The organism is Pradoshia sp. Z4_20 (genome assembly GCF_058216035.1).
The window spans coordinates 331,959-353,019 of record NZ_JBZAJD010000002.1 but is presented as its reverse complement, the minus strand read 5'-3'; the positions used below and the strand labels follow the sequence as shown (position 1 = coordinate 353,019).

Sequence of the window (21,061 nt, the reverse complement as noted above, 5' to 3'; positions counted from 1 at the left end):
AATGCACTATCAGTATAAATTCGAAAAAATATTAACGATAAAAGAAAAAGAAAAGAATGATTCAGAGTCAAAATATACAGAAGCTGTAAAAGAGTTTGAATCAGAAGCCGAAAATCTCTATCAAGTGCTGAAAAAGAAAGAAGAGTTATTGGATTCACAATCTGAACAATTAAAACAGGGATTGTCCGTACAGCAGGTCAGATATAATCAGCATTTTTTGGATAATCATGAAAAGATGATTGTCCATTATCAAAAGCGTGTGATGGATACACGATCTAAAATGCACTTTTATCACCAGCTTCTGATAGAAAGCAATGTAGAGGTTAAAAAATACGAGAAAATCAAAGAGAAAGATTTTCAAAGATATTTTAATACAATGAAATACGAAGAAAATCGGCAAATGGATGAAATATCTATTCAACAATACATGAGCCGTTCATGATGGAGGCGTAGTAGTTGGATCGTATGGAAGAAAAGGAAAACAAAGGATTTAGTAAACTGAATTTGTTCCTTACTATATTGATTGTTCTGATATTCATAGCTGGAATTCTGGTAATCACCGTAACTTTCTCAGGTAAAAGTATAGGGGAACAAGCTGGAAAACTTGCTGAAAATATTCCCTTTTTAGGTGAGAGTGAGGAAAAGGCAGAAAAACAGACAAATCAAACAAATCAAGCGGATTATGTGAAAGAAATTGCTAGTCTTAAGTCAGAGCTTAAGGATAAAGAGAAAGAAACGGAAAGTCTTGAAAAATTGCTGGATAACAAGGAGATTGAACTCAAGCGCAGTCAGTTATCCGTAGAGCAACTGGAACAGACGATTTCAGAATTAGATCAAAAAAAAGAACAAAACTCAAGATCCTCAAAAGATATCATTGATACCTATGAGAAAATGGCTCCCAAACAGGCGGCCTTAATAGTAGCAGAAATGAATGAGAAAGAAGCGGTGAAAATCCTATCCTCTATTACTACAGAAGCCTTGGCTGACATTATGGAAAAGATGGAAGCTAAAAAAGCTGCCGTATTAATGGAAAAAATCTCGGCCGAGAAAAGTAATGGTGCTGAGGATTCTTAAGGGGAAAGCAGAAAGATTGAAAGGAGGTGAATAAATGAATCAGATGGGTGTATTGCCTAACAACCAATTTGTAAAAACAACTGCTTTACCTAATGACCAAGTACAAATAAATAAAAAATCTCAGGATAAATCTTTTCATAAAATGCTCCAAGATGAAAAGAGCTTGGACAAAGCAGAGAAAACAGAGGATCCAGTATATGAAATACTGCATGATGGAGTTGAAGTAGATGATACTTTGAGTTTCCTGGAAAAAGAGGGACTTGAAGAGTTGGAAGGAGCATTTGAGCTGTTAAATATGCTGCTAACCAATAACCAGGAAGCTCTTCCAGAATCAGAGTTTATTCAACAGCTTCTGGGTGAAAATCCTTCTGAAGCAATTAAAGAGGCATTAAGGAATTTATTGGATTCATACGATACATTTAAGGAGATCGATTTTACTCAATTGCCTCCTGTTGAAGATGATATTGAAACACTTAATGGCATATTAACTAATGGGTTAGCAAAACCATTTGAAGGTTTAACAAATGATCAAAGAAATGCATTTCTTACTCTGTTGAATTTCGGAAAATTGGTTGTGATGAGCCATAAGCATACGTTCAATCAAAAAGGAGCAGAAAATGTTGGTCAATTAGATGCTCTTTTAATGAACTGGAAATACAAATTGACAGCCTTGGATGAAACAAAAAAACCAATTCTGTCTGATGTAAAAAACAATCCTGCTTCATTAAGAGATATAGGCATGAACACATACAATCTGCAATCTAAAACCTATTCATTAAACTTCAAAAATGGTGGTTCCATTGTCGGATTCAATCCTATGTCTGCTAAAAGTGCAGATATTCCGTTAAACCAAACAGTGATGATTGGAGACCTTCAGTTACAAACACAGCAGCAGAGTCCTGTCTTGACCCTTGAAAAAGGTGGACAAGCAGTAGGTGCAGATGAATTCATTAAATCATTTGAATCTCTCTTATCTAAATCGAATTTTACTAACCAAAATGGTGTTCAAAGATTATTTGTTCGATTGACACCGGAGAACCTGGGTACCTTGCAAATTGAATTAATACAAAAAGACGGCCAGCTGGTAGCCAAAATTATTGCCAATACACAAAAAGGAAAAGAGCTATTAGAATCTCAGATTCAAGGACTAAGAGTTTCATTGGCTGCACAGGGAATTGATTTCGACGAAATAGACCTAGAACAATCACAGGATACGCACTTCCAGGAAGAATCTCCTTCGGAAGAGAGAAGAAATCAGCATGAACATCAAGAAGATCAAAATGTTAGGGATCATGATGAAGAATTATTTTCAGGATTTTCAAGTGTTCTGGAAGAATCAATCATTAATCAGGAAATATAGGAGGAGTCATTTTGACAACGATTGATACAAGTCTTTTATATAGTTCCTTACAGAATCAAACGAGGGAAGTAAAAAATAACCTGGATAAGGATGATTTTCTGAAATTATTGCTGACACAGCTACAAAATCAGGATCCAACCAGTCCAATGGACGATACGGACTTTATAGCGCAAATGGCAACCTTCTCAAGTCTTGAGCAAATGACGAATATGAATACGACGTTAGAGAGCTTTGTGAACTCACAAAATCAAAATCTATTAATCACCTATTCGCAGTTTGTGGGGCAGGAAGTGACCTATCATAAACTGGCCAACCCAGATAACGAAGGTGGGGACACGGAGGTTGTGGAAGGAAAGGGTGTTGTGAAATCCATCCAATTTGTTGATGAGAGTGTGAAATTTATTCTAGAAGACGGGACTATATTAGAGCCTGCAAATATTTCTTCCATAAATCAGCTATCAGAGGGCAATAATCTTGCCGAAGCGAGTCGTCTAATAGGGAAACAAGTGACTTGGCTGGATGATAAAGGGGAAGAACACACGGCAGAAGTATCTTCGGTCTTTCAAAGAGACGGAAAAGTTAAACTAGAGGTGAATGATGAAGCGAAAACCTCTCTGCTTCTCAATCAGTTGATTAAAGTAGGATAAAGATAAGAGGCGAAGTCAATGGATCAAAAAATTATATTCAGGCCACAAGTGCCAATTGCCAATCCACTTAAAGGTGCGCAAAAAAACCAAATGAAAAGTGGAAATGATTCTTTTGAAAGCTTTCTTAGGCCTGAACTGGACGCTGCAAATAAAGGTATTACAATCAGCAAGCATGCCCAACAGCGCATCCAACAACGAAATTTACAGATAGATGAACATCAATGGGGCCAGCTGGAAGTAAAATTGGCTGAAGCAAGGCGCAAGGGTTTAAATGATTCATTGGTGTTGATGGATCATGCAGCCCTCATTGTAAATGCAAAAAATAATACGGTCATTACTGCAATGGATAGAGACGAAGCGGGAGCCCAAATTTTCACAAATATTAATGGGGCAATCATTTTAAAATAAAAACTGGATGGCTGGACCTCATGAGAGGAAGCCAGGCTGTTGATCGACTGATACAGCCAAGCTGAAAGGGGAAAAATAATAATATGTTACGTTCCATGTATTCTGGCATTAGCGGATTAAAAAACTTCCAAACAAAATTGGATGTAATCGGTAATAACATCGCAAATGTGAACACATATGGCTTTAAAAAAGGCAGGGTTACATTTAAAGATACTATGAGCCAAACTGTTTCGGGTGCCAGCGGAGCCACTGCTGATAAGGGCGGTACGAATGCTATTCAGGTAGGCCTCGGAAGCTCACTGGCTTCGATTGATAATATTGATACACAGGGAAGTGCCCAAACGACGAATCGAACACTGGATTTTTCTATTGAAGGTGATGGATATTTCGTAGTTAAAAATGGAAATCAACAATTATATACACGTGCAGGGAATTTTTATTTAGATCAGGATGGGGCACTTGTGACAAGTGAAGGATTTAAGGTTCTAGATATAGACGAACAGGAGATCACTATCCCGCAAAATATAGTCAGCTTCAGTATTGGACAGGGCGGCGAAATAACGGGTGTCGATGCAAATGGAGCTAGTGACACTATAGCAACAATTGGAGTAGCTAAATTCACTAACCCGGCCGGATTAACGAAGGCGGGTAATAATACATTTCAAGCATCTGCAAATTCTGGGGTACTCGACATAGGAACAGCAGACACCGAAGGTAGAGGGAAACTGACATCAGGTCGACTTGAAATGTCAAATGTGGATTTATCTGAAGAATTTACAGATATGATTGTGGCACAGCGTGGTTTTCAGGCTAATACCCGCATTATCACAACATCTGATGAAATCCTTCAGGAATTAGTTAATTTGAAAAGGTAATGGTAAAGGAGGCAGGGGCTAAAGAAATCCTTTAGCCCTCCCAATTATGATACAGGTAACCAAATTGAACGGAAAAAAATACTTTTTAAATGCATTATTCATAGAGTCTGTAGAAGCAAATCCAGATACGACTATAACACTTACCAATGGAAAAAAGTTAATCGTCGCAACTGAGGAAAGAGAACTTATACAGATGATTAATCATTTTTATCGCAGCATAAACGTTTTAGGACATCAGCAGAACCGGGAGGATACCGATGAAGAATAAATTAATACTTTTATTTTTGTCAGCTATTTCTTTGCTGGGGATCATCGCGGTTGTTGTGTTAATGAATTACACAGGCGACTCTGCAGATAAAGAACCGAGTATTGATGAGGTTATTAAATATTCTGTTGAAATACCGGAAATTACGACTAACTTAACGGATAATACGTTAATTCGAGTAACGTATATGATGGAAACAGACGGTAAAAAGGCAAAAGAGGAATTAGAAAAAAGAATTTTCCAAGTAAATGACATTGTCATTAAAGAATTATCTGAGATGAAAGCTGAACAACTGAATGATAAAAAGGGCAAACTGGAATTTGAAAATAAACTTAAGGAACAAGTGAATGAGTTGATGCAGGAAGGTAAGGTTATTCAAGTTTATACTACCTCGTCTATTCTCCAATAAAAAGCGACGGACATAAAAGTATCTGAAACTACGGAGGTGATTCGATTGTCTGGCGAGGTTTTATCACAGAATGAAATTGATGCATTATTATCTGCCCTCTCAACAGGTGAAATGGATGCAGATGAATTGAAAAAGGAAGAGAATGAAAGAAAAGTAAGAGTTTATGATTTTAAAAGAGCTTTACGGTTTTCGAAAGACCAAATTCGAAATTTAACAAGAATACATGAGAATTTTGCTCGTTTACTGACCACTTATTTTTCAGCGCAGTTACGCACGTATGTCAATATCAATGTTGCGACAGCTGATCAGCTTCCGTATGAAGAATTTATACGTTCAATTCCTAAAATGACGATTATGAATGTTTTTGAGGTTCCTCCTTTAGATGGACGAATCTTGATGGAAGTTAATCCGATTATCGCTTATACCATGCTCGATCGTGTATTAGGCGGCAGAGGTTCAAGTCTTAATAAAGTTGAGAGCCTCACAGAGATAGAAACCAAAATTATGTCCAATCTATTTGAACGTGCATTTGAGAATCTAAAGGAAGCGTGGGCTAACATAGCCGATATAAACCCGGAGCTATCAGAGTTTGAGGTTAATCCACAATTCTTACAGATGGTTTCCCCAAATGATACGGTGGTTGTAATTTCATTAAATATTACAATCGGTGAAGTTAGCGGGATGATAAATATATGTATACCGCATGTAGTATTAGAGCCTATTATTCCTAATTTATCTGTACATTATTGGATGCATACAAGCAAAAAGAAAAGAGAACCAAATGAAGTACAAGCGATAGAACAACAAGTTCGAACAGCAGAGTTACCCCTGATTGCTCAATTGGGAACTGCTGATATTTTAATCCAAGACTTCTTAAATCTAACTGTGGGGGATGTTATTGAATTAGGTCAGCCAATAGACAGCCCAATTGTGTTGTCCATAGGAGATGTTCCTAAATTCCTTGGACAGGCAGGAAAGGTAAATAAGAAGATAGGCATTCAAATATTGGAGAACTTGAAAGGGGGAAGCTTAGAATGATGAACAATGAAAGACTTACTCAGGAAGAAATTGATGCATTATTAGATAGTTCTAATCAGGAAGTGTTTCCTGCTTCACCAGCGATAGGTGATTATTTTTCATCAATGGAACAGGATGCTCTTGGTGAAATTGGCAATATATCATTTGGAAGCTCAGCAACTGCTTTATCTATACTATTAAATCACAAAGTGGATATTACGACACCTTGCGTTTCTATAGTTGCCAGTGAAAAATTAGTGGAAGAATTTCCACAGCCATATGTAGCCATTCAGGTGGAATATACAGATGGTTTTATTGGTTCTAATTTGTTGGTCATAAAGCAGACAGATGCTGCTATTATTGCTGACCTCATGCTGGGTGGAGATGGGCATTCTCCAGCTGAGGATTTATCTGAGATTCATCTAAGCGCTGTACAGGAAGCGATGAATCAAATGATGGGTTCTGCTGCAACCTCCATGTCGACTGTTTTTAATAAGCGTGTAGATATCTCGCCTCCATCCATAGAGCTTATAGATTTAATGGAAGGCTCTGGACATGATGTTTTTCCAAAAGCTGATTTGCTTGTGAAAGTGTCTTTTAGATTAACGATAGGGAACTTAATAGATTCCTATATCATGCAATTATTGCCTGCGCATTTTGCCAGAAGTTTAGTAGATGAATTGATGAAGAAAACTTCTCCTGAGATGGGAGAGACAATTAAACAGAATCAACCAGCTGCCTATTCCATGAGTGGAGTGGAACCAACTGTGAGAACCAGTAATGAGAGAGTAGCTAAAACGGCATCTGATCAATCGTATCAAGCGGAGCACATCAACGACGCACTGTTGGGAGGTAAAACAGAGATAAATATGCAAAGCAATCAATATCTAGGAACGAATTCTGCTCCCTATAGCCAGCCGGTTCAGGTACAGCCTGCCACGTTTTCTGAATTTGAGCACACGCAGCGGTTAGATGAAAAAGAGGTTAATAACCTCAATATGTTATTGGATATTCCTTTGCAGGTAACCGTAGAACTGGGAAGAACGAATCGGTCCGTCAAAGAAATTCTTGAGCTATCATCAGGATCTATTATTGAATTGGATAAATTAGCCGGTGAACCGGTCGATATTTTGGTGAATAAGCGTTTGATTGCCAAAGGAGAAGTCGTTGTAATTGATGAAAATTTTGGTGTTCGGGTTACAGATATTATTAGCCGAACTGACCGTCTGAAAAAATTAAAGTAAGCTGGGGGAAGAAAGAATGTCACACAAAATTTTAGTAGTCGATGATGCTGCATTTATGAGAATGATGATTAAAGATATCCTGGTTAAGAATGGATATGATGTTGTGGGAGAAGGAGCGGATGGTCATCAGGCTATTGAGCTATATAAAGAAACAAATCCTGATTTGGTCACAATGGATATTACGATGCCAGATATGGACGGAATTACAGCATTAAAAGAAATACGCAAAATCAATCCAAATGCCAAGGTTATTATGTGTTCGGCAATGGGTCAGCAGGCAATGGTTATTGATGCTATTCAGGCAGGTGCAAAGGATTTTATTGTAAAACCTTTTGCAGCTGACCGAGTTTTGGAGGCAATCAGCAAAGCTTTATCGTAAAGAGGGGAAGTAAACGTGCAACGGATGCCAAGCTATATAAAGGTTATTCTTTTCTTCATTTTGTGTTTTGCCATTACTGCACCATTCAAAGAAATTGCAGTAAATGCAGCGCCAGACAATGGCAGCCAAAGTGTGGACAGTTATTACAATACTAAAGATCGTAAGACAGAGACAGGGGATATCGACCAGACCAATAATAACAGTATCTCTGATTCAGCTGAAAATGAGACAAATGACATTGGAATTACAATTGGAGATATCTTTAGAATGGTATTCGCCCTACTATTTGTTGCTGGATTAATGTACATTCTTCTGCGCGTCATTAATAAAAAGAATCGTGGATATCAGCACGGCCAAACTATTGAAAACCTGGGAGGGACTCCGTTAGGTGGAAATCGCTCTGTCCAGATGGTAAGGGTTGGGGAGAAAATCTACATTGTAGGTGTTGGAGACTCGGTTCAATTACTCAATGTGATTGATGATAAGGAAGAATACAGCAAGCTAATTGAAGAACATAATCAGAAATTAGAAACTCAGATTGCCTCAATGGACCTTGCAGGCAAGCTCATTGATAAATGGAAAATAAAAACTTCCAGGCAAACGGAGAAGTCGTTCAAAAGTCAATTTAATGAACAGTTGAAACAACTAAAGGAAGACCGCAAACAGATTACAAAAGAAATAAGCAAGAAAGGAACACACCGAGATGAATGACTTAATGACTCTCTTTAGCAGTGGGGATGCCGATACCGTTTCTACATCAGTTAAGCTGCTCCTGTTATTAACGGTTCTTTCTCTTGCACCAAGCATTTTAATTTTAATGACCTGTTTTACAAGAATTGTTATTGTTCTGGGCTTTGTAAGGACAGCTTTATCGACACAGCAAATGCCCCCTACACAAGTGTTGATCGGATTATCGCTCTTCATTACATTTTTTGTAATGGCACCGGTTTTATCTGAAGTGAATGATGAGGCGCTTCAACCGCTTTTTAAGGATGAAATAAAGCTGGAAGAAGCATATGAAAAGGCAGCAGGGCCCTTTAAGGAGTTTATGAGTAAACATACAAGGCAAAAGGATTTACAGCTATTCCTGGAATATTCTAAGGCGGATACACCTGAATCAATTGAAGATATTTCTTTAACTACGCTGGTACCTGCATTCGCGATCAGTGAAATGAAAACAGCCTTTCAAATTGGCTTCATGATTTTTATCCCATTTCTGGTGATAGACATGATTGTGGCGAGTGTTCTAATGTCCATGGGTATGATGATGCTACCGCCGGTCATGATCTCATTACCCTTTAAAATCTTACTGTTTGTGATGGTCGATGGATGGTATTTAGTTGTTAAATCTTTATTACAAAGTTTTTAGGCAGGTGAGAGAAAGATGACATCAGAAGCAGTAATTTCGTTGGCTGAAAAGGGGATTTATACTGTATTAATCATAAGTGCTCCCTTACTGATCCTAGCTCTTGGGATTGGTTTAATTGTCAGTATTTTTCAGGCGACCACACAAATCCAGGAGCAAACGTTAGCTTTTATTCCGAAAATCGTCGCTGTTTTGTTGGGCATTGTATTTTTTGGGCCATGGATGCTGAGTAAAATGCTCTCTTACACGGCTGACATTTTTAATAATCTAACGAAGTTTGTAGGATAGGCTATGGAAGAGATTGTTCCCAAATTTAGTGTATACTTATTGATTTTTGTACGTCTTGCATCCTTTTTTATGACAATGCCTATCTTTTCATATAGAACGATTCCTGCACAGCATCGCTTAGGAATCAGTGCTCTGCTCGCCTGGATTATGTATTATACGGTATCTTCTCCAGTCTTTGAAATTGACGGTTTATATCTTTTATTGGTGTTAAAAGAAGCCTTAGTCGGATTAATGATTGGCTTTTTTGCGTATATGATGTTCTCAGCTGTTCAAACAGCCGGAGGATTCATTGATTTTCAGATGGGCTTTTCAATGGCTAATGTCATTGATCCGCAGACAGGGGTTCAAAGTCCCTTAATGGGTCAATATCTTTATACATTTGCACTCCTTTTTTTGCTGGCGATTGACGGACATCATTTGTTATTGGACGGAATTTTTTACAGCTATGAATTCATCCCTTTGTCAACAGATTTTCTTCCGTTTGGAAATGAGCAAATCCTCACATTGATGATTCAATTCTTTACACAGTCATTTATCATTGCTTTTCAAATGTCTATCCCAATTGTTGGAAGTTTGTTTTTGGTAGATATAGCACTAGGTATTGTAGCAAGAACGGTGCCGCAAATGAATATATTTGTTATTGGTTTTCCAATCAAAATATTTGTCAGTTTAATTTTGTTAACTATTACGATGGGAACCATCTTACTTCTGGTAAAAGGGCTTTTGAATACAACATTGGAAGGAATGCGTTCGCTTATGCATCTGCTTGGAGGAAGTTAGAATGAGCCTACTAAAACTGGATTTGCAATTTTTTTCAGGGGAGAAAACAGAGAAGGCTACTCCTAAAAAAAGACAGGATGCAAGGAAAAAAGGGCAGGTTGCCAAAAGTCAGGATATCAATACAGCAGTTGTTTTGTTAGGGGTATTTCTCATTTTATATATAGCAGGTGGTTTTTTAAAAGATAGATTACTAGTTATTTTTAAGTATCCAATCAATCTATCTGCTACCTTCTCATATTCAGAAGCGGATTTATATTTAATGTTTATTGAACTTCTTAAACAAATGGCTATTATCTTGGGACCTATTATGTTAGCGGCTTTTATAGCCGGAATTATCGCTAATTTTGCGCAGGTAGGAGCCATGTTTTCAACCGAAACTATACAATTTAAGCTTGAAAAAATTGACCCAATAAAAGGGTTTAAACAGATTTTTTCAATGAGAGCGCTCGTCGAAATGCTCAAATCTATATTAAAGATTACGGTCATTGGAGTTATAACCTTTTATTCTATTTGGTCGCGGTTGGATGAAATTATGATGCTTTCAACTAAAACGATGGGGGCATCCTTAATTACACTTGCAGATATTACAGTCAAAACCGGTTTGTTTGCTTCGGGAGCTTTATTGTTTTTAGCCCTGTTGGACTATCTTTATCAACGTTTCGATTTTGAAAAGAGCATTCGAATGTCCAAACAGGAAATTAAACAAGAGTATAAAACAATCGAAGGAGATCCGATAATAAAGTCTCGAATCAAGCAAAAACAAAGAGAAATGGCCATGTCGAGAATGATGCAGGAGATACCAAAAGCTGATGTAGTAATTACGAATCCGACCCACTATGCGATTGCTTTAAAATATGACGAAAATCAGCTGGATGCACCATATGTAGTAGGAAAAGGGCTGGATTTTGTTGCCCAGAAAATAAAGCTTGTCGCTAAAGAAAATGATATTCCGATGATGGAAAACAGACCATTAGCAAGAGCATTGTACAATCAGGCAGATATCGGTCAGGCAATCCCTGAAGAGTTTTACAAAGGAGTGGCTGAGATTCTTGCGTACGTCTATAAACTGAAAGGCAAGTCGTAGGAAATATGATTAGCCTGATATCATTTTTGCCGTTTGATTATAGTTAGCATAATTAATCTAAGATATTGATAGATTCACGTTCTATTAATTACCCGTTAGGAGAGAAGTAGCATGCGAGCAAGAGATTTATCAGTTTTAATAGCCGTCATAATGATTGTAGCCATGTTAATTATCCCTTTACCAACATGGTTGATAAGTTTTTTAATCATGGTCAATATTTCTCTTGCCTTATTAGTATTATTGACTTCAATGAATACACAGGAACCTTTGCAATTTTCTATTTTCCCTTCCTTACTGTTGCTCCTCACGTTATTTAGACTCGGCCTTAATATTTCTACGACTAGAGCAATCCTGACACACGGGGATGCCGGTGGAGTCGTTCATGTATTCGGTGACTTTGTAGTTGGCGGTCAAGTGATCGTTGGATTGGTCGTTTTCCTAATCTTAATCATTATTCAATTCATTGTCATTACAAAAGGGGCTGAACGTGTAGCAGAGGTGGCAGCCCGATTTACGCTTGATGCAATGCCAGGTAAACAAATGAGTATTGATGCCGATTTAAATGCCGGAATGATTTCTGAACAAGAGGCGAGAACCAGACGTGATAAGGTGTCGAGAGAAGCTGATTTTTTTGGTTCGATGGATGGTGCCAGCAAGTTTGTTAAAGGTGACGCCATAGCCAGTATTATTATTGTCTTAATCAACCTGATATTCGGAATGATTATCGGTGTTATGCAAATGGATTTATCATTTGGTGAGGCGGCTGTGAAATTTTCACTTTTATCTGTAGGGGACGGGATTGTCAGTCAGGTGCCAGCCTTACTGATTTCAACTGCGACAGGTATTATCGTGACGAGAGCAGCATCAGATGGCAATCTTGCTTCAGATATTACATCTCAGCTTTTTGCTTATCCACAAATGCTGTATATTGCTGCCGGAACTATTCTGTTATTAGGGCTTTTTACACCGATTAATAATTTTCTAACATTATTTATTTCTGGTCTATTGGCTTTGGGGGCTTATAAAGCTACATCTATTCAACAAAAAGAAAGCACTGTTTCTGAACTGGAACCAGATGATACCGCAGAAGCGGAAGAAATGAAAAGTCCGGAAAGCGTCATTAGTCTTCTCAGTATTGATCCGATTGAGTTTGAATTCGGTTATGGGTTAATTCCATTAGCGGATGCCAATCAGGGCGGAGACCTTTTGGACAGGGTGGTTATGATTCGCAGGCAGCTTGCTATTGAATTGGGTCTTGTTATACCCGTTGTAAGAATCAGAGATAATATTCAGCTTAAGCCTAATGAATATAGGCTGAAAATTAAAGGTGCTGAAATGGCCAGGGGTGAGCTTTTGTTAGATCACTATTTAGCGATGGCTCCAGGAATGGATGATGATTCTATTGAAGGAATTGATACGATAGAACCTTCCTTTGGGCTGCCGGCCAAGTGGATTACGGAAGAGACCAAGGAATATGCTGAAATGCTAGGCTATACCGTTGTGGATCCACCATCAGTTGTTTCCACACATATTACTGAAGTCATTAAAACAAATGCAGCTGATTTGATTGGGCGTCAGGAAACAAAACAATTAATTGAGCATCTCAGAGAGTCTGCACCAATTTTAATAGAAGAAGTTACGCCTAATCCTTTATCTGTAGGTGATATACAAAAAGTTCTGGCTAAATTATTGAGAGAAAAGGTCTCAATTAGGAACCTACCAGTTATTTTTGAAACCTTAGCTGATTTTGGAAGGATGACAAATGATACTGACATTTTAGCGGAATATGTTAGACAGGCACTTGCCCGTCAAATCACAAACCAATATGTAACGGGTGATAATTTAAAAGTGTTAACTCTTTCTGGAAGAGTTGAAAAAATCGTTGCCGACAGTGTTCAACAGACAGAACAAGGTAATTATCTATCGCTAGATCCGACTAACTCACAGAAAATCCTTGAATCAGTAGCAGGAAAGCTGGAGGAGCATGCCTTACTTGATCAGGCACCTGTATTGTTATGTTCACCAGCTGTAAGGATGTATGTGCGCCAGCTGACAGAGAGATATTTCCCGCAGCTTCCGGTGCTATCATATAACGAATTGGAAGCAAATATAGAGGTACAAAGTGTAGGGGTGGTGAATGCTGAATGAATGTGAAGAAGTTTACAGGGATATCCATGCAAGAAGTGATGAGTAAAATACGGGCGGAATTTGGAAATGATGCCGTCATATTAAATTCAAAAGTAGTCAATAGCAATGGTATTCTTGGTCTATTTAAAAAGAAATCATTTGAAGTGATTGCCGCATTGGATACCGATTCAGTGGAAAGTAAAAAAACAACATTCACGAAGGTAAATAAAGATACGATTCCATCCATAAAAAAGGAATCAATTGAACAACCTGTTCAATTTTCCAATTCAACAAAAAAAGATATCGATAACCCATCTAATGAAATACTTAAAAAATTGCACGATATGAAACAAATGTTATCACTAGAATCCAAATACAATCACTTTCCAGATCCATTAAGAGAATTACACCATCAGCTTGTTGTAATGGAGTTGGATAAGCATATAATCGACAAACTGTTGGAGTATCTATTGGGAAAATGGAGGAATAATCAAAGGTCTGCTGAAATAACTAAGGCGGACCTATCAGAGCTGGTCCATATCTACTTACTTGAACAATTAAAGAATTTTGCCGTTAATGGTGAGCAATTATTTAAGAGAAAATATATAAATATTGTAGGTCCGACTGGTGTTGGGAAAACCACTACAATTGCAAAAATTGCAGCTGAATATGTGATTAAGCATAATAAAAAAATTGCGTTCATCACTACGGACACCTATCGAATCGCAGCTATTGAACAATTGAAAACATATGCAGAGATATTGAGAGTACCAGTCGAAGTGGCGTATAACAGTGATGATTTTAAACAAGCTGCTGAGCGTTTTGCCCATTACGATCATGTATTTATAGATACAGCAGGCAGAAATTTTCGAAATCAGGAATTTGTTGAGGAACTTAAAGGGCTGATTGATTTTAATATCGATATGCTGACATATCTTGTCCTTTCCGCTACTTCCAAAGAGATTGATATGACAGCGATCTATAACCAGTTTTCCATAATACCCATTCACGGAGCTATTTTTACCAAATTAGATGAAACTGCCTATCATGGTTCCGTGGTGAATTTTATTCTTAAACATCATGTTCCAGTTATTTATATGACAAATGGACAAGATGTTCCCGATGATATTATTGCTGCCACCCCGGACAAAATTGTCAAAATGGTATGTGGAGGTCATTTATATGTATGACCAAGCGGAACTGCTTCGACAAAAGATACAATATAAAAAAGAAGAGTCATCTGCCAAAGTAATTGCAGTTGTAAGTGGAAAAGGCGGAGTCGGTAAATCCAATTTTTCATTAAATTTTTCAATTGGACTCGCTAAGCAAAATAAAAAAGTATTGATTATAGATATTAATGTAGGAATGGGAAATATCAATATCTTAATAGGCCAAACGGGCAGATATACAATAGCAAATCATTTTAATGAGGGGATCCCTCTAAGGATGGCTATTTCTGCTGGGCCTGAAGGAATCCATTATATTCCTGGGAGTACAGGTTTAACAAATTTTTTTAAAATGGATCAAAAACAATTTGCTCACTTTAGCCATCAATTTCAAAGCATTCTGGAAGAATATGATTTTATTATTTTGGATATGGGTGCGGGAATATCAGAACAATCCTTGCAATTTATCGTTTCTGCGAATGAATTGATTTATATTACAACACCAGAGCCAACGGCAATAACGGATGCTTATTCCATGATGAAATATCTTGTTAGCAGAACGGATGCACCGTTCTATCTTCTCTGTAACCGGGCTTCAAGCCGGAAAGAAGGCAATGAGGTCATTTTACGTTTAACGAGAGCTGCGCAACAGTTTTTACATAAAGAAATCGTGGCACTTGGGATTTTGCCAGATGATAAAACGGTACAAAAAGCAGTCATAAGACAAATTCCATTTATCCTCTTGAATTCTCGGGCTCCATCTAGTGAAGCACTAAACAAAATCATTGCTCAGTATATGGGAAGCGTGGATAAAGAGGGCAATTCACCTGCTTCGTTTATGAAAAAGATGAAGAATTTTCTTTTCGAAAGGCAGGCTTAAGATTTGGCTGCTATTAAAGTTCTAATCATTGAAGATTCACCTTTTATGAGAAAGTTGATAACTGAATTTTTACAAGAAGATGAACAAATTGAAGTGGTGGGCATTGCTAGAAATGGAGCAGATGGGCTTTTGAAAATGGAAAAGCTGAAACCTGATGTCATTACACTGGATATAGAAATGCCTGTAATGGACGGTATAACGACATTGCAGGTAATCATGGAAAAAAATCCAATGCCTGTGGTTATGCTTTCCGGTACTAACAGATCGGGTGTAGATATGATTATGGAGAGCATGAAGCTTGGTGCAGTCAATTTTATCGAAAAGCCCTCTGGTTCATTTTCACAGGATTTACACAGAATTAAGAGTCTAATGATTCAGAAAGTGAAAGAGGCTGCCAAAGTAAATATGAGCGTGTTTGATCAAAATAATCGCCTGATGAATGTGCCGCCAATCGCTGAAATTTCACAGGAACTGAATCTGACTGAAAATGTCAATGAAAAAAATACGGATGTTCCCTTCCAAAAAATTATTTGTATCGGAACCTCGACGGGAGGACCGCGAGCACTGTATACCGTATTGCCATTACTTAAAAAGAATACGGTACCTATTCTCATTGTACAGCATATGCCGGAAGGGTTTACAAAACACTTGGCTGAGAGACTAAATGAGTTGTCAGAAATAACTGTGAAGGAAGCTGAAGAGGGAGAAATTTTATGTAATGGAACAGCCTATATTGCACCTGGTGGATTTCATTTAAAAGCTTCAGTTCAAGCTGGTGTGCTGATTGCCAAATTGGATAAAACTAATTCCGTTAATGGCCACCGTCCATCGGTGGATGTCTTGTTTGATTCAGTTTCCGAACTGCCCCCTGTATACGAATGTGTAGCCGTTATTATGACAGGTATGGGATCAGATGGTACGAAGGGAATTATGAATTTAAGAAAGTTTAAAAAGTCCAGAATTATTGCTGAATCTGAAGAAACTTGTGTGGTCTATGGTATGCCAAAAGCGGCAATCGCTACGGGATTGGTGGATGAAATAATTCCTCTAGGTCATATAGCTGGAGTATTGAATGAAATTTGTAAGGGTGAGAGGTGAAGGTAAATGAGCTTGGATTTAGATCAATATTTAGAGGTTTTTATAGAAGAAAGCAAGGAACACTTACAAACTTGTAATGAACTATTATTGGAGCTCGAAAAAAATCCTGATGATGTCATGATTGTGCATGAAATTTTTAGGTCAGCCCATACATTAAAAGGAATGTCTGCGACAATGGGTTTTGATGATTTAGCACGATTAACTCATCAAATGGAAAATGTGTTGGATGAGATCCGAAATCAGCGAATAAAAGTTAATACCGACATTTTAGACATTGTATTTTTAGCTGTTGATGATTTGGAAGCAATGGTTTTATCGGTTGCAGATGGTGGAAACGGAAAAAGAGATGTCTCTTTAACAATAGAAAATTTAGAAAACATAGTAGCAGGTCAAATCGTTATGATAGGTTCTGCAGATAGAGAACATCCTGGTGCTCCGGTAGAAATGGAATCCCGTGCGGATATTTATGACGAATACGAATGGGCGGTCATGGAACAATCAATCGACCAAGGCTTTAAAGCTTACTCTGTTAAGGTAATTTTAAATGATGATTGTATCTTAAAAGCAGTCCGTGTTTTTATGGTTTATGAAATTTTTGCTGAACTGGGAGAAGTAATTAAGTCGGTTCCTCCCGTCGATGTTCTTGAGGAAGAAGATTTTGGGCAGGAGTTTACGGCAACGATCCTATCAAAACAATCTGCAAAAGATATCGAACAGAGAATCTTAAAAGTATCAGAGCTTGAGTCTGTACGAGTTTCGCTGGTGCCGAATAAGACATCTAAGAATCAGGAATATAAAGCCACAAAGGATCTGGAAAATGCGAATCAGCTGCAGGTGCATTCAACAAAGCAGGTAAAGGGTAAGGAAGATGAAAAAGCTTCCTCTGTTAATACTGCAGTGGCTCATAGTAAGACGATACGGGTCAATATTGAGCGCCTTGACATATTAATGAATCTATTTGAAGAGTTAGTGATTGATCGCGGAAGACTCGAACAAATTTCGAAGGATTTAAAAGATGCAGAGCTGTTTGAAACAGTTGAACATATGACAAGAATTTCTGGTGATATGCAAACAATAATCCTAAATATGAGGATGGTACCAGTAGAAACAGTTTTTAATCGGTTTCCGCGTATGGTCAGGCAGCTTGCGCGTAATCTGAATAAACACATCCGTCTTGAAATTATTGGTGCGGAAACGGAGTTAGACCGGACTGTTATTGACGAAATTGGTGATCCTCTGCTGCATCTTTTACGAAACGCTTTGGATCATGGTATTGAAACACCGGAAGCTAGACGGGACAAGGGCAAGCCTGAAGAGGGTACAGTCATCCTGAAGGCTTATCATAGTGGCAACCACGTTTTTATAGAAATAGAAGATGATGGCGCTGGTATTAATACAGATGTGGTTGTAACAAAAGCAGTGGATAAAGGAATTATTACAGAAGAACAAGCTGAAATCATGACAGAACGTCAAAAAAACGAACTTCTTTTCGCTTCGGGTTTTTCCACAGTTAAGGAGATTTCTGATATATCAGGCCGGGGGGTTGGCTTAGATGTTGTGAAAAATACCATCGAATCTCTTGGTGGAAGTGTGTCTATTAATTCACGCCTAGGATATGGATCTATTTTTTCTGTGAAATTGCCACTTACCTTATCAATCATATCAGTCATGCTAGTTGCAGTTCAGGATGAAAAGTACGCAATTCCCTTATCTTCCATAATTGAAACGTATATCGTCCAAAGAGAAGAAGTATTAAGATCACATAATCAAGATGTCATTGACTTTAGAGGTAAGATTATCCCGCTCGTGTATCTGCATTCAATTCTTTCTATCCCTGGTTGTCGGGAGGAGGAAGACTTTTTGTCATTAGTAATTGTGCGTAATGGAGACAAGATGGCCGGGTTAGTTGTCAATTCATTCATTGGTCAGCAGGAAATCGTTTTAAAATCATTGGGTAATTACTTAAATTCTGTCTTCGCTGTTTCAGGAGCTACGATTCTCGGGGATGGTCAAGTTGCATTGATTATAGATTGCAATTCTCTTGTTAAGTAAGCAGGGCTGTAAGATAAGGAGGAGTTTATATGGCTGACAATGATAATAGACAGATGCAGAAAGTTATAGTCTTTGAGTTAGTGAATAAAGAATATGCAATACCTGTCGAGTATGTGATGTCTATCGAAAAAGTATCAACTATTACAAGAGTTCCGGGTGTAGAACCCTTTGTGATGGGAGTGATTAATCTTAAAGGGACGATTACACCGATTATTGACCTTCGAATGCGGTTTGGCCTAGAGCAAAAAGAATATGATGAGTCTTCAAGGATTATCATTATTTCCTTTAATGAATTTGAAGTGGGATTGATTGTTGATTCAGCCAGGGATGTTTTAGAGTTTCCGGCTGATTTAATTGAACCGCAGCCTAAAGTTATCGGTATGCAGGAGATTGATTTTATAAATGGCGTTGTTAAGGTTGATAAACGTTTGTTGATATTAATCAAACTCGAACGAATTTTACAAGTACTTGGAACAACACAATCTATATAGGAAGAAGGCGGGCAGGACATGTCATATCTGGATTCCATAACACATCTCCAACTGGATACCTTAAAGGAAATTGGTAATATCGGTGCAGGTAATGCTGCGACTGCTTTATCTCTATTAGTGAACAAACCGGTTATGATGAGTGTCCCTTCCGTGAAAATTGCAACATTTGACGAAACAATGGAGCTTGCAGGAGGAGCGGATAATGTTGTAGCCAGTGTTTACATGAGAATAGAAGGTGACATCACCGGCAATATGTATTTTATCCTTTCTTTATCGCAGGCAACCAGATTTATTAACCAAATGACCGGTTCCAATCAAATTTCCTTTGATCATTCATTGGATGATGAAATTTCTTTATCTGCCCTGACAGAAATGGGCAATATTCTATCTGGCTCGTATTTATCTTCCTTGTCTGATTTTACTGGTATGAAAATATATCCTTCTGTTCCTGTGCTGGGGATTGATATGGTGGGAGCCTTGCTCGGGTATGGATTACTGGAATTTTCCCAAGTTGGCGATTATGCGATTATCATTGATACGGATTTTACCGCGTCTGATAATAAAGAAGAAAAAGATGTAAATGGGCACTTTTTCTTACTGCCTGATCCTGAATCATTTGATACACTCTTTTCCACATTGGGAGTGAATATGGAATGAATCCTCGTCACGAACAGGAAATTATCCGCGTTGGAATTGCAGATATGAATTTTGCTTATAAGGGTTCCATTATTAGAACAGCCGGTCTTGGATCTTGTGTTGGTGTTGTCCTTTACTGCCCATCTCAACAGATAGCAGGAATGGTTCATGTTATGCTGCCGGATTCCTCACTTGCCAGAGGTAAAACATTGAATAAAGCAAAATATGCAGATACTGCAATACCAGAGCTTATTAAACAATTCAAGAATAAGGGAATAAAAAGTCAATTGCTCAAGGCAAAACTTGCAGGTGGAGCGCAAATGTTTCAATTCAGTTCAGGAAGTGATCTGATGAGAATCGGACCGCGAAATGTAGATGCTGTGAAAATTCAGCTTATGGAAAATCATATCCAGATAATTGCTGAAGATGTTGGCGGAAACAGTGGAAGAACAATTGAATTTAATCCGATTACAAGTATATTGCACATTCGTACGGTTAATCAGGGTTCCTGCTCTATTTAAGTTTTCATTCGGTAAAGAGCGAAATTAAGGGAAATTTGTCGGATGTATATCTGTTGTTTTTTGTTACAATTTAATTACCATAATAAACCAACTAAGGGGAGGGTCAAAATGTCTCAAGTGAATACCGGTGAAGAACAGACGTATTGGCATAAATGGCTTGAAGGCCGGGACGCGCAGGCTGGAGACATATTGGCAAAAAAATACTTGCCATTGGTCAGTTATCATGTACAACGAATTTCAGTGAACCTGCCTAAAAATGTGAATAGAGATGATATAAGAAGTTTAGCGAATATGGGTCTATTTGATGCTTTAGAAAAATTCGACCCATCCCGTGATTTAAAATTTGAGACCTATGCTTCCTTTCGAATTAGGGGAGCCATTATAGATGGATTGCGTAAAGAAGATTGGTTGCCAAGAAGTACGAGAGAAAAAGCAAAATTAATAGATTCGACTATAGAAGCGTTAGAGCAGAAGAATATGCGTAATATCACACCTGTTGAAATTGCTGAAGAATTAGGGATTACAGAGGATGAGGTTGTCAAAATCACGAATGAGAATTTCTTTTCCAATATTTTATCAATGGATGAACAGCCGCATGATACTCACTCGGAACAGGAAGCGCAATCGTATACAGTGAAAGACGAGCGCATGCTATCTCCTGAAGAAGCCCTTGTTAAAAAAGAATTGCTCAAAGAGATGGGAGACCTCATTCATAGGCTAAGTGAAAAAGAACAATTAGTGTTGGACTTATTTTATCGGCAGGAGCTGACTCTTACAGAGATCGGCTACATTTTGAAGCTATCGACTTCGAGAATTTCACAAATACATTCACGTGCACTATTTAAATTAAAAGAGTTATTAGCAAAAACAATCTACCGCTAAAGCTATTGGTTT

General features: G+C 37.9%; 25 protein-coding genes. All 25 read left to right on the top strand.

Annotated features, from left to right (window positions below; translation table 11 throughout):
* Position 1 precedes the first annotated feature (1 nt).
* The 25 genes from fliJ (at position 2) to AC4BHP_RS07555 (ending at position 21,049) form a co-directional block, all read left to right on the top strand.
* On the top strand, positions 2–442 hold the full coding sequence (gene fliJ / locus AC4BHP_RS07675; protein ID WP_490551818.1) for a flagellar export protein FliJ: 441 nt from the start codon (positions 2–4) through the stop codon (positions 440–442).
* A 14-nt stretch (positions 443–456) separates the two neighbouring features.
* Positions 457–1,074, top strand: a complete 618-nt coding sequence (locus tag AC4BHP_RS07670; protein ID WP_140461270.1) for a MotE family protein — start codon at positions 457–459, stop codon at positions 1,072–1,074.
* Positions 1,075–1,108: 34 nt separating this feature from the next.
* Complete coding sequence (locus AC4BHP_RS07665) at positions 1,109–2,434, top strand: flagellar hook-length control protein FliK (protein ID WP_490551817.1); 1,326 nt, start codon at positions 1,109–1,111, stop codon at positions 2,432–2,434.
* Between the two features lie 11 nt (positions 2,435–2,445).
* The gene (gene flgD, locus AC4BHP_RS07660) at positions 2,446–3,081 is read left to right on the top strand and encodes a flagellar hook assembly protein FlgD (RefSeq protein WP_490551816.1); all 636 of its coding nucleotides are present in this window, start codon (positions 2,446–2,448) and stop codon (positions 3,079–3,081) included.
* 18 nt (positions 3,082–3,099) lie between these two features.
* Positions 3,100–3,489: a TIGR02530 family flagellar biosynthesis protein gene (locus AC4BHP_RS07655; protein WP_139891246.1), complete on the top strand. Its 390-nt coding sequence runs from the start codon at positions 3,100–3,102 to the stop codon at positions 3,487–3,489.
* A gap of 83 nt (positions 3,490–3,572) precedes the next feature.
* A complete protein-coding gene (gene flgG / locus AC4BHP_RS07650; RefSeq protein WP_140461272.1) occupies positions 3,573–4,364 on the top strand; it encodes a flagellar basal body rod protein FlgG in 792 nt (263 codons plus the stop codon).
* A 46-nt stretch (positions 4,365–4,410) separates the two neighbouring features.
* Positions 4,411–4,632, top strand: coding sequence for a flagellar FlbD family protein (locus AC4BHP_RS07645; protein WP_139891244.1), 222 nt, complete (start codon positions 4,411–4,413; stop codon positions 4,630–4,632).
* Positions 4,622–5,038, top strand: a complete 417-nt coding sequence (gene fliL, locus AC4BHP_RS07640; protein WP_139891243.1) for a flagellar basal body-associated protein FliL — start codon at positions 4,622–4,624, stop codon at positions 5,036–5,038. Before AC4BHP_RS07645 ends, fliL begins: the two co-directional genes overlap by 11 nt.
* Positions 5,039–5,083: 45 nt before the next feature.
* The gene (gene fliM, locus AC4BHP_RS07635; protein ID WP_140461273.1) at positions 5,084–6,076 is read left to right on the top strand and encodes a flagellar motor switch protein FliM; all 993 of its coding nucleotides are present in this window, start codon (positions 5,084–5,086) and stop codon (positions 6,074–6,076) included.
* Positions 6,073–7,299 (top strand): flagellar motor switch phosphatase FliY, encoded by a 1,227-nt coding sequence (gene fliY / locus AC4BHP_RS07630; RefSeq protein WP_139891241.1) that lies wholly within the window; start codon positions 6,073–6,075, stop codon positions 7,297–7,299. The genes fliM and fliY overlap by 4 nt, the downstream gene beginning before the upstream one ends.
* 16 nt (positions 7,300–7,315) lie before the next feature.
* Entirely contained in the window at positions 7,316–7,678 is a 363-nt protein-coding gene (locus AC4BHP_RS07625; protein WP_139891240.1) for a response regulator, read from the top strand.
* A 24-nt stretch (positions 7,679–7,702) separates the two neighbouring features.
* On the top strand, positions 7,703–8,389 hold the full coding sequence (locus tag AC4BHP_RS07620; protein WP_490552005.1) for a flagellar biosynthetic protein FliO: 687 nt from the start codon (positions 7,703–7,705) through the stop codon (positions 8,387–8,389).
* Positions 8,382–9,047, top strand: a complete 666-nt coding sequence (gene fliP / locus AC4BHP_RS07615; RefSeq protein WP_066100426.1) for a flagellar type III secretion system pore protein FliP — start codon at positions 8,382–8,384, stop codon at positions 9,045–9,047. The genes AC4BHP_RS07620 and fliP overlap by 8 nt, the downstream gene beginning before the upstream one ends.
* 15 nt (positions 9,048–9,062) lie before the next feature.
* Positions 9,063–9,332 (top strand): flagellar biosynthesis protein FliQ, encoded by a 270-nt coding sequence (gene fliQ, locus AC4BHP_RS07610; RefSeq protein ID WP_066100423.1) that lies wholly within the window; start codon positions 9,063–9,065, stop codon positions 9,330–9,332.
* Positions 9,333–9,335: 3 nt separating this feature from the next.
* Positions 9,336–10,112 carry a flagellar biosynthetic protein FliR gene (fliR, locus tag AC4BHP_RS07605; RefSeq protein WP_139891239.1) on the top strand — a complete coding sequence of 259 codons (777 nt, stop codon included), beginning with the start codon at positions 9,336–9,338 and terminating at the stop codon, positions 10,110–10,112.
* A 1-nt stretch (position 10,113) separates the two neighbouring features.
* The gene (gene flhB, locus AC4BHP_RS07600) at positions 10,114–11,196 is read left to right on the top strand and encodes a flagellar biosynthesis protein FlhB (protein ID WP_490551815.1); all 1,083 of its coding nucleotides are present in this window, start codon (positions 10,114–10,116) and stop codon (positions 11,194–11,196) included.
* Between the two features lie 111 nt (positions 11,197–11,307).
* Complete coding sequence (gene flhA, locus AC4BHP_RS07595) at positions 11,308–13,344, top strand: flagellar biosynthesis protein FlhA (protein WP_066100412.1); 2,037 nt, start codon at positions 11,308–11,310, stop codon at positions 13,342–13,344.
* Complete coding sequence (gene flhF / locus AC4BHP_RS07590) at positions 13,341–14,513, top strand: flagellar biosynthesis GTPase FlhF (protein WP_139891237.1); 1,173 nt, start codon at positions 13,341–13,343, stop codon at positions 14,511–14,513. Before flhA ends, flhF begins: the two co-directional genes overlap by 4 nt.
* On the top strand, positions 14,506–15,369 hold the full coding sequence (locus AC4BHP_RS07585) for a MinD/ParA family protein (protein ID WP_490551814.1): 864 nt from the start codon (positions 14,506–14,508) through the stop codon (positions 15,367–15,369). Before flhF ends, AC4BHP_RS07585 begins: the two co-directional genes overlap by 8 nt.
* A gap of 3 nt (positions 15,370–15,372) precedes the next feature.
* Positions 15,373–16,467, top strand: coding sequence for a protein-glutamate methylesterase/protein-glutamine glutaminase (locus AC4BHP_RS07580; RefSeq protein WP_066100401.1), 1,095 nt, complete (start codon positions 15,373–15,375; stop codon positions 16,465–16,467).
* A 12-nt stretch (positions 16,468–16,479) separates the two neighbouring features.
* On the top strand, positions 16,480–18,519 hold the full coding sequence (locus tag AC4BHP_RS07575) for a chemotaxis protein CheW (protein WP_490552003.1): 2,040 nt from the start codon (positions 16,480–16,482) through the stop codon (positions 18,517–18,519).
* Between the two features lie 29 nt (positions 18,520–18,548).
* Positions 18,549–19,010: a chemotaxis protein CheW gene (locus tag AC4BHP_RS07570; RefSeq protein ID WP_066100398.1), complete on the top strand. Its 462-nt coding sequence runs from the start codon at positions 18,549–18,551 to the stop codon at positions 19,008–19,010.
* Positions 19,011–19,028: 18 nt separating this feature from the next.
* Entirely contained in the window at positions 19,029–19,667 is a 639-nt protein-coding gene (locus AC4BHP_RS07565; RefSeq protein WP_066100392.1) for a chemotaxis protein CheC, read from the top strand.
* A complete protein-coding gene (locus tag AC4BHP_RS07560; RefSeq protein WP_490551813.1) occupies positions 19,664–20,167 on the top strand; it encodes a chemotaxis protein CheD in 504 nt (167 codons plus the stop codon). Before AC4BHP_RS07565 ends, AC4BHP_RS07560 begins: the two co-directional genes overlap by 4 nt.
* 108 nt (positions 20,168–20,275) lie before the next feature.
* Positions 20,276–21,049, top strand: coding sequence for a FliA/WhiG family RNA polymerase sigma factor (locus AC4BHP_RS07555; RefSeq protein ID WP_139891233.1), 774 nt, complete (start codon positions 20,276–20,278; stop codon positions 21,047–21,049).
* Positions 21,050–21,061 lie beyond the last annotated feature (12 nt).